We start from the raw sequence: 13,101 nt of genomic DNA on the forward strand, positions 1-13,101 counted from the left end.
GACTTGTTACTATTTGTAAATATGTTTTTGTCGAATAACTAAATATGCTTAAGTACTCTTAATAGGCATAATCCAAATGTCATTTTTAAAATTAACGTTAGACTTATAACTCTTAAGCGCACTGCTCCAATTGTCAAATTTCCTTAGGTATACATATTTGTATTTATTTTTCGGGTTTGTATAAATCTCGGCATCATAACCATCCTTTTTTAATTCTGCAATATACCGATCGGCATTTTTATAATTAGCAAATACATTTGCAATGATGTAATATTGTTTACCAGAGTTTGTGTTTAATTGATTGGCAATCTCTGTGTTGCTATATCCTCTCTTGTCAGAATTAAAGATTCTGTTTACATAACGATCTAAGCATTGTGAAAGTCCGTTTTGTAAATAACTAGTATCAAATGCATCCTGTTTGTTATAGCTAGCAAAAGTTTCATCCTTATCATTAGCTAATCGCTGTTTATTCTGACTTCCACTATCTACCTCGGAGTAATCAGCATTGTTCTCACCGTTTGAATTGCTCGCGTAGGCTGAGGTAGAGCTACCTTGGTATGCATCTTTGTCATTATCGATATGAAGCACCCACATATCCCCTTGGTAACGATCCTTAAGATCCGTTTTGTAATTCCTTCTCGCTTCACCTACGGTGTTGTATCGCTCTATATAAACATAGTTTAAGCCGTTGTGAGAGAAACTACCAACATTAATTCCTTTATCACTTAATTCATTTATAAAAGATCGCGTGTTATTATCGTCCTTAAAGACGTTGGCAATCACGTAAGCCCCATCATCTACATTGGTTAAGGTTGTAGCTGTTGAAGCAGTTAATACTTTACTGGAGCCTACGCGAGGCTTGCCAACGGGTTTTGGGGAAACCCTAGTTCGCTTGTTTTGCGATTGAATATTATCGTTTGTATGTGTTTTGCCAGAACCATTAAGATGAACAAAATCAGTTTGATGCTTTTGTTCCGCTGCTGCATAGGCCTTTTCATCAATGTCCTTCAACATATTCACCACATCCTTCTTCACCTGATTCTGGTTCGGATTAGTTTTATTGTCATTAATGTATTTTAAAATGAAAGCAAAACGCTTATTCATGTCATTCTTTCTAGCCTCCTCAATAGAATCCTGGCGAAACATCATTTCATCAATGATCATGTTGTTCTCATCTACTAAGTTTTGAAGCCTTGCAATTTCAGCATCCTTCCCGGTTAGAGAGTCTTTAGGCTCCTCTTCAAGCACCAACAGATTTTCATCATCCAACAAGTCCTGATATACTCTGTTTTCTGTAAGAATAGCCTGGAAGGAATAAGCAAAGTTAATCTCATGAGTTACGCCGAAGTTTGAAATCTGATCACGGATTCCCTTCTCAATTGTATAACCTAATGAAAGTCGTTTGGTTAAGTTAAAACCAACACCTGCTGCTACGCCATAAAAGTCATCATAACCTCCTTGAATCCACCCCAGTTTAGGCATGTCCAAAATTAAACTTCCTGAAAACGCAATGTCCTCATCTCCCATTCTTCTTGCCCTAGTCAAAGCGCTGAACCTGGCGTTCTCCAACATACCCACACCATTTTCAAACCGATTGGTATACATTAGGTGTGCTGTGAAAGTTTTATCACCAAACTCAGTCAAGGTTTCACTAGTTTTAAAATTGTAATCAAAGGCATCCTCCGCGTATAAGCCTACATCAAAACTACCGATGGAAAGGTTAATACCAGGTTGGAACGTAAGTAGTGAACCGTTTTGCAAATCTGCGATAGTCGGGTCATTAGGTTGGTTAGGATTGATATTACTTTTATCCACCCCGCTATTGTAATAAGACAGGTTAAACCCGAAAGTCAAATTGCTTTTCTCAGACAAACGGATCCCATAGGCGTAATTCGCTATAGCACCGAAGTTGGCAATCGTTCCAAACTTTTGATGGTAAATACTTAAACCAAGTCCCGTACGGTCGCCAATTCTACCGGAATAGCTTCCTAAATAGGTTTGGTAATTATCGTCAAAACTAACCCATTGATTACGGTGATAGAGGTTTAAATATGAATTATCCTCATTGACTGTTGAAAAAGTCGGATTGATTAAAAACCTATTGAATTTCAATAGGTTTTGTGAAGGAATATCGATAGAAGCCACAGGAACATCCTCCTGTGCAAAAGCACCGGTGCAATACATAAGTAGCAGTAGGATTATTCTAGATAATGTGGACTTCATTAATTTTTATCTTATAAGGGTAATCGTTCCTTGTTTAAGGGTTTCTTTTCCTTTAGTTATACTGTAATAATATATTGGGGGTTGACCTCCACTTTGGTTTATGCTAGAGGATTCCGGCCAGTTGTTCTGGTACTCATTAGTAGAGTAAATCCTAGTCCCCAGTTGCGAATAAATATTCACAGTCACCTCCTTTTGATAAGCATAAGAGTTAGGTATAATCCATAGATCATTAAACCCGTCACCATTAGGCGTAATTACATTAGGGATTGCATAACTCTCCAAGCTGGACACCTTAAATGTTTTTGTCAGTTGGCATTGACCAACTCCAGCTACCAGAGTATACTCACCTTCCTCTTGAATGGTAATACTTCTTTCACTTCCAATAAGTTCATTCATAGCATCAAACCACTGATATGAATCTCCACCGGAAGCTGTAACCGTTTTGGTTTGACCTTCTGGAATAACAACCAAGTCAGAGACATTAAGTTGTACAACCGAAGGACTTATGTCCTCAATGGAAAAGGAGTTTGAACTTAAAGTACATCCATACGCGGTAATTTCTAATTGATACTCCCCGCTTAGATTTGTGGAAAGTTCGCTGCCTTTTTCAGTAAGTTCTACGCTGTTCCTAAACCAGCTATAGTCGAACTGCTGATCTTTTACAGAAGACTGAATCACGATGCTGTTTCCGTTTTCACAACGTATATTGCTCTCTGCAGTAATATTAACCGTTAACGGCAAACTTAAACTTACTTCAATCGGATCGGAACTTAATTTAATACCGCCTTCGATAACGACCCGAAGTGCGTAGGTCCCATTTTTACGAGCATCTGCAATAGAAAGTGTTCTTTGGGTTGCCCCACTAAGTTCTTTATTGTTATAAATCCACTGATAAGAGAACTTATCAAGCGTGGTCAGTCCAAGACCAAAAGTTTCCTCTCCCTTTACCGCGGTAATGGAGCCCAAACTTAGTTCTGTACTACTGCTTACACATGGCGTATAAGAGCTGGCCTGAATACTTGCGATATATGAGTCAGGTTCTTGTATACTTACCTTATCGGTTGTACGTTTCACTATACAATTGTCATGTTGTGCGATGGTTACATAATAATCACCGGCCACAGTAGCTTCAATGGTTTTGCCGGTTTCGCCTTCTAGTTTAGTTTCATTTCTAAACCATTGAAACGACGGGTTTATAGCGGTTGTTTCCACTGCAATTGACAAAGTTTCTTCCGGAAGCAATAAAGTTCCTTCCGCTAAAATGAGTTTGGATTCAAATGAACCTGCGGAAATGCTGACTTTGGAGGTTGTTTCTTTACATCCACCTTCGCGTTCCAAAACTACATAATAATCACCTGCAAATCCAGGGTCACTACCATCTACCTCCAAGGTATTTTGGTTGTTTCTTTGTAATAATACACCATCCTTATACCAAGCATAGGTAAGTTCGGGATCGTCTAAATCAGTTGTAAGTGTATAGGTTTCGCCCTCACAAAGCGAAAGCTCTTTTGCTCCGATGAGTTCAAACCCTATAGAGTTCTCTATGTTCACCTCAACCATATTTGAAGCCGTACTAGATGAACAATAAGAACCGTAATCGATTTCTGCAAAATAAATTCCAGGTTCAGTGACCTCTAATGAAGGGCCATGCTCTCCAGGTATGAGTTCAGCGTAGTTATACCAATTATATGATGCTTCATTTGGGTAATTATCTACCTCCAAAAAAACAGAGGTACCGTCACAAACAGAGGCTTCTTCGAAATTATTAACCACCAGAGGTTCAGAGACTTTTATGGAGTACGCACCAAAAGGATCACTAGCCGGACTGATCTGTGCCGGACTGGTACTGCGCCAACGCAATCTGTAATTTTCACCCGATACCGTATTGGGTAATCTCAGGTCTGTGATTTCAATTTTAAATGTTGCGTTTTTATCTGATAATGTAGCAATTGTTGTGGGGGAAGTGAAGCTGCCACTGGCATCAGAAAGTTCAATAATGAATTGATTGTCAGAGTTTACAATTGGATTTGGATTCCAAACAAGCTCCACAGGAAATTCATTATGATCTGCTGTTACACAGGCATCCGTAAATCCTAGTGTAGGTTTTTTCAACTCTTGCGCACCGAGTGTCATGCCAGTCACAGTGAGCATCAGTAGGGAGAAACGAATAGATTTTTGGGTAAAAGTTCTATTCATAAGTTTTTGATTTAAATTTGGGTATGTGTCATCATAAAATTCCACAATAGAAATCAAAGTTAGCTGTTTTTTTATACAATTTTAGGAGTTTGTGGTGAAAGCATCATTTATAGATGCCAAGTTCAATTTTGTTATAGTAAGGCGTTTAAAAAGTATAAAAAATACCAATTGGTTTGTTAATAAAGCTGTTGAAAAGTCGGTTTTTAGAGTTTCAAAAACGCTTAAAATTTTGAATTAATAATGCACTTCAATACTTGAATTTTAAGTTTTGTTTTTGTTTATCAATGATAAATACACATTGCTGCAAAAATTCCTTAATTTTGCAGTCTATTTAGTTTTTAAATTTATGGCAGAAGAAGGAAAATCTTTAAATTTCATCGAACATATCATTGAAAATGACCTCAAAGAGGGATTTAGTAAAGATGAATTACGTTTTCGATTCCCACCAGAACCCAATGGCTACCTCCATATTGGACATGCTAGCTCTATTTGTTTAAATTTTGGGTTGGGTGAAAAATACAATGCACCTGTGAACTTGCGCTTTGACGACACAAACCCTGCTAAGGAAGAACAGCAGTTTGTGGATGCTATTAAGCGCGATGTAGAATGGTTGGGATATCAATGGGATGAAGAGCGTTATGCTTCAGATTATTTTGATCAATTATACCAATGGGCTATTGAACTAATCAAACAGGGAAAGGCTTATGTAGATAGTCAAACTTCGGAAGAAATTGCCACGCAAAAAGGTACACCTACTACTCCTGGACAGGAGAGTCCGTTTAGAAACCGTACTGTTGAAGAAAATTTGGAGCTTTTCGAGCAAATGAAAAATGGTGACTTTAAAGAAGGGGAGCACGTATTGCGTGCTAAAATTGACATGAAGGCATCCAATATGTTGATGAGGGATCCGATTATGTACCGTATTCTGCATAAGGCGCATCACAGGACGAACAATGATTGGTGTATTTATCCAATGTATGATTGGACTCACGGAGAGAGTGATTATATCGAGCAAGTATCCCACTCTTTTTGCACCTTGGAATTTGCGATGCACCGAGAACTCTATGAATGGTTTTTAGATCAGGTCTATACATCTTCGAAAGTAAAACCAAAACAACGTGAATTTGCCAGAAGAAATTTAAGTCATACCGTAGTTAGTAAACGAAAATTACTTCGCTTGGTTGAAGAAGGTGTTGTTAACGGTTGGGACGATCCAAGAATGCCTACAATTTCCGGTTTAAAACGTCGTGGATACACTCCTGAATCCATTAAAAACTTTGCCGATACTATAGGTATCGCAAAACGTGACAATTTAATTGATGTATCCCTATTGGAATTTCATGCTCGTGAGGATCTTAACAAAAAGGCACCTCGTATTATGGGTGTTCTAGATCCTTTAAAAATTGTCATCACCAATTACCCGGAGAATCAAGAAGAGTTACTTGAGGCAGAAAATAATCCTGAAGAAGAGGTGCTTACATTCAGAGAAGTCCCTTTTTCCAGAGAACTCTATATTGAGAAAGAAGACTTTAGAGAAGAAGCTAACCGCAAGTTTTTCCGATTAAAACTAGGTGGTGAGGTTCGTCTAAAAAATGCCTATATCATAAAAGCTGAAAAAGCAATCAAGGATGATCTAGGTAATGTTATAGAAGTACATTGTACCTATGACCCACTTAGCAAAAGTGGCAGTGGAACGCCTGAGAGTCAGCGAAAAGTTAAAGGTACCTTACATTGGGTGTCTATTAAACACGCGATTGAAGTTGAAGTTCGCCAGTACGATCGTTTGTTTACCGTGGCAGAGCCCGATAGACAAGGTGAAAAGGATTTCTTGGAGTTTATAAATCCAGAATCATTGAAAATAATCAAAGGATTTATAGAACCTAGTGTTGCCAGTGCTAAGGAAGGAGATCATTTCCAATTCCAAAGACTTGGTTATTTTAACATAGATCCGGAAAGTAATGCAGAAAAACTGGTGTTTAACAAAACCGTTGGACTAAGAGATACTTGGGCTAAACTAGACCAATAGTTCGAAATTATAGATCTTACCATAAGCACGCTTCGGCGTGCTTTTATATTTCTGTTAACATAAGCTGTTAAGAATAGGCTAAATAGGTTCAATTTTTAGTACAATCCCTTCAAATTTCGTAAATTAGGTATCAATAGGGGATTAATTTAATAAATAAAACTTTTTAGCTATGTCAAACCAAACAGGTAATACGTTATTAGCGCTCTTAACCGGAGCCGCAATCGGAGCAGGAATAGGAATTTTATATGCTCCGGATAGAGGGGACAAAACCCGCGAAAAAATAAGAAAAAACGCCAAATCTGCTCAAAAAGAATTGGAAAAACAACTTAAGACTACCAAAACGAAGCTCACCTCTCAAGCCGAGAAAACTAGGGCGAACTTTGAGAACAAATTGGAAGAAACTCTTTCTACTATGAGTTATAAGGCTGATGATATCTTAGTCGCGCTAGAGGCTAAATTAGAAGACCTAAGAACTCAAAACGCCAAGCTTAAGAAAGAGACAACTTCTAAATAATAGTTTATGGCACTGAATAATCTCTCAGAAAATGTTGAGGGGCTCCATACGAGTACTCAGGAGTTCATCGAGAAGAATTATGAGTACTACAGGCTTAGTATTTTTAAAAAATTAACCAAGGGCACCACGTCAATGATCACCTTTATGATCATTGGTGCGCTTTTGTTTGGTGCGCTACTATTATTGACCTTTGCCATCGCCCTCTTTATTGGCAGTTGGCTTGATAACCTAGGTCTTGGCTTTTTAATTTTGGGAGGCTTTTACATTCTTATTGCCGTGATTGTCTATTATGGATTCAGAAAAACCATAGAACGCAAAGTACTCATTAGAGCCTCTAAAGATTTTTTTGATAATGACTGATCCAAGAGATCACTAAACCGGATACCATGAAAATTTACACTTCATTTGATGAAATAGACAGGGATATTAAGGTGCTGAAGTTACAGAAGGAAATTTCTAAAGAAGAAATCAAACTTAGTTATAACAGTTTAAAAGACGATTTTAGCTTTTTAAACGTTGTAAGTAAAACGGCTGGTGCAGTTATCCAAAAAGCCCTAACCTTTAGGCTCTTGAGAAAATTGATAAAATAAGTCTACCACAAATAAGTAAACCCCCCACCTGCTGGGAAGTCTGCGCAGGCTTAAAACAGAAAACGTTGCTGTGAAGTATAATTCAGCAACGTTTTCTGTACTTTATGATAAGGCAAACCTTAACTTACTTTAAGCTTTCTCTATTGTTCGCCTTCTTTCTTTTTGTTGTGTTTTTTCATCGCCTCACCAATTTGGTTACTTGCAGTAAACGAAGCTACCATATTGTTAAGCATATCACTACCTGCCTGAGGAGAGTTCGGTAATAAAATAAGGTTACTGTTGGTCGTCTCTCCTATGGCTTGCAAGGTATCGTAATGCTGAGTAACCACAATCAGCGCTGAGGCCTCTTGGGAATTTATCCCCACCTTGTTCAAGACTTCAACGGACTCTTCCAAACCGCGAGCAATTTCACGACGCTGATCAGCAATACCTTGACCTTGAAGTCGTTTACTCTCAGCCTCTGCTTTTGCTTTTTCAACGATCAAAATTCGAGCGGCATCCCCTTCAAATTGAGCGGCGATTTTCTCGCGTTCTGAAGCGTTAATTCGGTTCATCGCATGTTTCACCTGTTGGTCAGGATCAATATCGGTTACAAGCGTTTTAATGATGTCAAAACCGTAGGCTAACATGGCTTCTTGAAGCTCAGCCTTAACTGCAATAGCAATATCATCCTTTTTGACAAAAACGTCATCCAATTTCATTTTAGGAACCTCTGCCCTTACCACGTCAAACACATAAGAGGTAATTTGCTCATGAGGATATTCCAGTTTATAGAAAGCTTCATAAACTTTTTCCCTAATAACAACGTATTGAACGGATATTTTGAGCTTTACAAAAACATCATCGAGAGTTTTCGTCTCTACGATAACATCAAGCTGCTGAATTTTAAGACTTAATCGCCCGGCAATACGGTCGACGATTGGAATTTTAAGTTGTAGTCCGGAATTTCGAATACTGTGAAATTTGCCGAAACGTTCTAGAGCAACAGCGGTTTGTTGCTTGACTATAAAGAAGGCGCTAAAAAAAACAATAAGGCCAACGAATGCTAACGGAATAAGAAGATACATCTGAATAAATTTTAGGTTAATTGCCGTTAAAATACAACTTTTAAAATTAGAATCTAAGCAAAATTCACTCAGATGTGTCTCTGGGTTGAAACCCTCAAAAAAATTAACCCAATACCTCTACTGCCTCCTGTATTCTAGCAATGGTTTGCTGCTTACCAATTAAGGCTATAATATCAAATACATGAGGACCTTTCATTTCTCCAACAAGTGCTAAACGCAGCGGTGGCATCACTTGACCAAATCCCAGTCCTTTCTCGGAAATCCAAGCTTTTACGGTGTCTTCAATGGTTTGTGAATCAAAGTCCTTAACATTGAAAATCACATTTGATACTTCCACCATATAGCCAGCTGTATGCTCCTTCCATTGCTTTTTTACCGCTTTTTCTTGGAAGGCATCAGGTGCTTTCAAGAAAAAATCGCCCTCTATAGCGAGTTCCTTAACAAAATTCACCCGTTCTTTCAATAGTCCGACTACTGCAGATAGGTAAGTTGTTTCAAGAACGGAGTCATCAAGATCAGCAGGTGCATCGGTAGCATTTTCCAGATAATTGCGAAGTTCAACTGCTAGATCATCATTAGATTTGTTTTGGAGATATTGGTGATTATACCATTTGGTTTTATCCGGGTCGAAACGAGCTCCGGATTTCTGTACCTTCTCTAATTCAAAGGCTTGAACAAGCTCTTCTAAATTAAACAGTTCCTGTTCTGTTCCGGGATTCCAACCTAAAAAGGCCAAGAAATTAACCACAGCCTCGTTATAATATCCTTCTTCTCTATAACCACTAGCCACCTCGCCTGTTTCAGGGTCTGTCCATTGTAATGGGAACACTGGGAATCCTAACTTATCACCGTCTCGTTTGCTTAATTTACCCTTACCAACTGACTTTAGAATCAATGGTAAATGTGCAAATTCAGGGGCATCCCATCCAAAAGCGCGATACAACAAGACGTGTAAAGCCATAGACGGTAACCACTCCTCTCCACGTATAACATGAGTAATGTCCATGAGATGATCATCAACGATATTTGCCAAATGATAGGTAGGCATTCCATCGCTTTTGAATAACACCTTGTCATCTAAAATATTAGTATCAATCGTTATGTTTCCACGAATCATGTCCTTTAACACAAGAGTCTCACCTTGAGGTGATTTGAAACGTATCACATAGGGATCCCCTGCACTAATTCGCTGTTGTACCTGCTCTTCTGATAAAGAAAGTGAATTTGGCAAGCCCTCACGAGAGGTCCAATTATATGTAAACTTGCCACCATCCGTCTCAGATTTTTCTCTTTGTGCATCTAATTCCTCCGGAGTATCAAATGCGTAGTACGCCCAACCACTACTCAAGAGTTGTTCAGCGTAGTTTTTATAGAGTTCCTTACGATCACTTTGGCGGAATGGGCCGTACTTCTCTTGAATATCAGCAGGAGAGTCAGGACCTTGATCATAAGGTATGTTCAACCATTTCAGCGCTTCAATGATATATGTTTCTGCGCCTTCTACATAGCGTTTTTGATCCGTATCTTCAATACGCAGAATAAAATCACCTCCATGTTTTTTGGCAAATAAATAATTGAACAAAGCCGTTCTAACACCTCCTATATGTAAAGGTCCTGTCGGACTTGGTGCAAATCGCACCCTAACGCGTGTACTCATCAGAATAATTTTTGGCAAAGATAACAGTTTTTATAGGGATTCTTAAAGAAGGTTTTTTAGGATTGATTAGTGTTAATAATACATTTTTCAAATGTAGTGGGAACTTTATTGAAACAAAAATAGTATCTTGAAATCCAAAATCGTTAAATCCCAGCAATGTGAAAACAAAAAACACCAGAAGAACATTTATTAAAAACTCCAGCTTGGCCGTAGCCGGACTAGGAATGTCAAACCTTATTACTGCCCAAAGCGCGAATGAACTCTTTAAAAATATTGCACCTAGTGACAGACTTAATTTTGGTGTCATTGGATGTAATGGAATGGGTTGGGCTGATTTGACCGCTCATCTTAAAATACCAGGTGTACAATGCGTCGCAATGGCGGATGTGGATCAAAGTGTTTTAGACAGAAGAGCTTCAGATTTAAAGAAGTTAGGACATAACAACAAAGTCTCCTTATATAAAGATTACCGGAAGCTATTAGAAAACAAGGATGTAGACGCTGTAATCATAGGTACACCTGACCACTGGCATTGTTTAAACTTTGTCGACGCTTGTCAGGCAGGTAAACATGTTTATGTTGAAAAACCGCTAGCAAACAGTATTGAAGAATGCAACCTTATGGTAAAAGCTGCCCAAAAGCACAATACCATCGCACAAGTAGGACAATGGCAAAGAAGTGGATCCCAATACAGAAAGGCAGCCGAATACATAGATTCAGGAGCACTTGGAAACATCCGTTTGGTAAAATGTTGGGCCTATCAGGGATGGATGAAACCAATACCTGTAGTTGCCGATAGTCAGCCACCACAGGGCGTTGACTACAATATGTGGTTAGGGCCGGCACCAAAACGGAATTTCAATCAGAACAGATTCCATTTTAATTTCAGATGGTTCTGGGATTATGCCGGAGGTCTAATGACCGATTGGGGTGTTCACGAAATTGATATCGCTTTAAAAATAATGAAGGTCTCTGCTCCAAAATCCATAATGGCTTCAGGAGGAAAATTAGCCTATCCAAATGATGCTTCAGAAACACCGGATACCTTACAAACTGTTTTTGAATATGAAAATTTCAATTTGCTGTGGGAACACGCAACCGGAATTAATCAAGGAAACTACGGAAGAACAGAGGGTATTGCCTTTATCGGTAACAACGGAACCTTAGTGGTCGACCGTCAGGGATGGGAAGTGATGCCGGAGTACAATTATAAAGATGGTAAACGTGACCCAAAAACATCTCAAATAGAATTGACTAAAAAATCCAATGAAGCACTTGATGATCATGCTCAAAACTTTGTTGACGTAATCAAAGGAAACAGTAAAGAACTTCATTGTAGCGTTGATAAGGGAGCTATTTCTGCGATTAATGCCCACATGGGAAATATTGCCTATAAGACCGGTGAAAAAATTTACTGGGACAAGGAAAAGAATCAGTTTAAAAACAATGATGCAGCTAACGAGCTCGTCAAAGCTCATTATCACAATGGATGGGAGTTACCAAAAGTGTAACTTTGGCATTCAGTGCTAAAACTAAATAAATAACTAACATAAACGGCAGTGTCTCCCTAGTGGAAACACTGCCGTTTACTATTACAAACAAATGCGTTTTACCCTTTTAATATACCCTTTGGTATACCATCTTTGTTTAGGTATAATGAATTGGTTTTTAAAAGAATGTAATTTTTTGTGACATATAAATACCCTTGATGGTCATTCCCGGTACCCCAAGAATTTTTCACTATATAGTACTCTCTATTATTTTGATCCTTTGCCTTTCCAACAATTTGCATTGCATGATCATCTGTAGTGGAATAATTATCAAAAGCTTGATTTCTCATGTCCTCGCTAATGGCCGATTCTGCTTTAGGTCCATTAAACATGGTTTGACGATCCTCAGCACTCATATCTCTATATGATACTTCAGGGACATAAGCGATTCCATTTTTCCAACTAAAATACTTTTCACTTACATCAGCCGCCCAACCTACAGTGTACCCTTCTTCTAAGGCATTGTCAATTATGGAGACAAAGTCGTTCATAGTTACGTTATAAGCGTAATCAAAGCTCCAGTTATCCGGAACAGGAATAAAAACTTCTTGATATAAAGGCTCATGACCTAAAGCGACCAACTCGACAAAAGATTCTGCTTTTACACCAATAACCTCATGTGCAAAGGACTTAGGAGTATATGTTTTCCCTTGATATTCAAATGATTCTGGTACCGCTCCTAAATAACTGTCTAAAATTGCAGTAAAGGCAGTTAGCCAATTTGGCGTTAGAGTTCCATTCTTATTCTGAATGATCCCGTCCAAAAACCCTTTAAGTGCAGATTGCATTTCACCAAAACGGTTGATATCAGTGCCATAATTCAGGCCGGTATAAACTTCCTGCGGCAAGGCACCGTATTGCTGATAAATATTTACAACATCATGTAAAAGTCCTCCATCACCCCAATTCAGATTACCGTGCATTCTCACATAATTCTTTGCCTTTTCAATATACACGCAACGCGCGGTGTAAATCTCTGAAATATCCACCGCTTGTTTTCCTTCGCGAAGCATTTCAGATTCTAGTAGTGCATTTCCGGCATAACTCCAACAAGTCCCACTGCTTCCCTGATTTTTTATAGAAGTTCGTTCCAAATTCATAACGGGTTTAAAAATAAAACCTTCCTTAGCTGCAAGTGAAGTGTTATTCTCTAAGGCATTTATGAGATCGTCCTGAGCGTGAACTCCTAGAGTCAGCAAGGCCAACCCCGCCGCTAAACATATTTTTTTCATCGATTACTATAGTTTAATTTAACGGCCCAATTTACAGAATTATCAC

The 13,101-nt window shown here is 38.5% G+C and carries 10 protein-coding genes; 5 read left to right on the forward strand and 5 right to left on the reverse strand.

Translation table 11 applies throughout. The features are described 5' to 3' along the window. Positions 1–48 precede the first annotated feature (48 nt). Both ACN0TV_RS12180 and ACN0TV_RS12185 read right to left on the reverse strand, forming a co-directional pair. Complete coding sequence (locus ACN0TV_RS12180) at positions 49–2,223, reverse strand: PorP/SprF family type IX secretion system membrane protein (protein ID WP_417363195.1); 2,175 nt, start codon at positions 2,221–2,223, stop codon at positions 49–51. Positions 2,224–2,229: 6 nt separating this feature from the next. Beyond that, a complete protein-coding gene (locus ACN0TV_RS12185) occupies positions 2,230–4,419 on the reverse strand; it encodes a gliding motility-associated C-terminal domain-containing protein (RefSeq protein WP_417363196.1) in 2,190 nt (729 codons plus the stop codon). 346 nt (positions 4,420–4,765) lie between these two features. On the opposite strand from ACN0TV_RS12185, the gene ACN0TV_RS12190 reads away from it, so the two are divergent. The 4 genes from ACN0TV_RS12190 (at position 4,766) to ACN0TV_RS12205 (ending at position 7,549) form a co-directional block, all read left to right on the forward strand. Further along, positions 4,766–6,445 carry a glutamine--tRNA ligase/YqeY domain fusion protein gene (locus ACN0TV_RS12190; protein ID WP_417363197.1) on the forward strand — a complete coding sequence of 560 codons (1,680 nt, stop codon included), beginning with the start codon at positions 4,766–4,768 and terminating at the stop codon, positions 6,443–6,445. A gap of 169 nt (positions 6,446–6,614) precedes the next feature. Then, positions 6,615–6,959, forward strand: coding sequence for a YtxH domain-containing protein (locus ACN0TV_RS12195; protein ID WP_417363198.1), 345 nt, complete (start codon positions 6,615–6,617; stop codon positions 6,957–6,959). A 6-nt stretch (positions 6,960–6,965) separates the two neighbouring features. Then, positions 6,966–7,319, forward strand: a complete 354-nt coding sequence (locus tag ACN0TV_RS12200; RefSeq protein ID WP_417363199.1) for a phage holin family protein — start codon at positions 6,966–6,968, stop codon at positions 7,317–7,319. Between the two features lie 26 nt (positions 7,320–7,345). Next, a complete protein-coding gene (locus ACN0TV_RS12205) occupies positions 7,346–7,549 on the forward strand; it encodes a DUF6327 family protein (RefSeq protein WP_417363200.1) in 204 nt (67 codons plus the stop codon). Between the two features lie 140 nt (positions 7,550–7,689). On the opposite strand, the gene ACN0TV_RS12210 is transcribed toward ACN0TV_RS12205, so the two are convergent. Continuing rightward, entirely contained in the window at positions 7,690–8,616 is a 927-nt protein-coding gene (locus tag ACN0TV_RS12210; RefSeq protein WP_417363201.1) for an SPFH domain-containing protein, read from the reverse strand. A 103-nt stretch (positions 8,617–8,719) separates the two neighbouring features. Further along, on the reverse strand, positions 8,720–10,273 hold the full coding sequence (gene gltX, locus ACN0TV_RS12215; RefSeq protein WP_417363202.1) for a glutamate--tRNA ligase: 1,554 nt from the start codon (positions 10,271–10,273) through the stop codon (positions 8,720–8,722). 158 nt (positions 10,274–10,431) lie between these two features. On the opposite strand from gltX, the gene ACN0TV_RS12220 reads away from it, so the two are divergent. Next, positions 10,432–11,784, forward strand: a complete 1,353-nt coding sequence (locus tag ACN0TV_RS12220; RefSeq protein ID WP_417363203.1) for a Gfo/Idh/MocA family protein — start codon at positions 10,432–10,434, stop codon at positions 11,782–11,784. A gap of 98 nt (positions 11,785–11,882) precedes the next feature. Here ACN0TV_RS12220 and ACN0TV_RS12225 read toward each other — a convergent pair whose 3' ends face one another. Continuing rightward, on the reverse strand, positions 11,883–13,055 hold the full coding sequence (locus ACN0TV_RS12225; protein WP_417363204.1) for an aminopeptidase C: 1,173 nt from the start codon (positions 13,053–13,055) through the stop codon (positions 11,883–11,885). Between the last annotated feature and the right edge of the window lie 46 nt (positions 13,056–13,101).

Source organism: Galbibacter sp. (genome assembly GCF_048266365.1).
Lineage (GTDB): Bacteria > Bacteroidota > Bacteroidia > Flavobacteriales > Flavobacteriaceae > Galbibacter.

Bases quoted from the DNA above. Each gene is read 5' to 3' on its own strand.
- ACN0TV_RS12180 (WP_417363195.1), bottom strand. From the start codon at position 2,223: ATGAAGTCCACATTATCTAGAATAATCCTACTGCTACTTATGTATTGC.
- ACN0TV_RS12185 (WP_417363196.1), bottom strand. From the start codon at position 4,419: ATGAATAGAACTTTTACCCAAAAATCTATTCGTTTCTCCCTACTGATG.
- ACN0TV_RS12190 (WP_417363197.1), top strand. From the start codon at position 4,766: ATGGCAGAAGAAGGAAAATCTTTAAATTTCATCGAACATATCATTGAA.
- ACN0TV_RS12195 (WP_417363198.1), top strand. From the start codon at position 6,615: ATGTCAAACCAAACAGGTAATACGTTATTAGCGCTCTTAACCGGAGCC.
- ACN0TV_RS12200 (WP_417363199.1), top strand. From the start codon at position 6,966: ATGGCACTGAATAATCTCTCAGAAAATGTTGAGGGGCTCCATACGAGT.
- ACN0TV_RS12205 (WP_417363200.1), top strand. From the start codon at position 7,346: ATGAAAATTTACACTTCATTTGATGAAATAGACAGGGATATTAAGGTG.
- ACN0TV_RS12210 (WP_417363201.1), bottom strand. From the start codon at position 8,616: ATGTATCTTCTTATTCCGTTAGCATTCGTTGGCCTTATTGTTTTTTTT.
- gltX (WP_417363202.1), bottom strand. From the start codon at position 10,273: ATGAGTACACGCGTTAGGGTGCGATTTGCACCAAGTCCGACAGGACCT.
- ACN0TV_RS12225 (WP_417363204.1), bottom strand. From the start codon at position 13,055: ATGAAAAAAATATGTTTAGCGGCGGGGTTGGCCTTGCTGACTCTAGGA.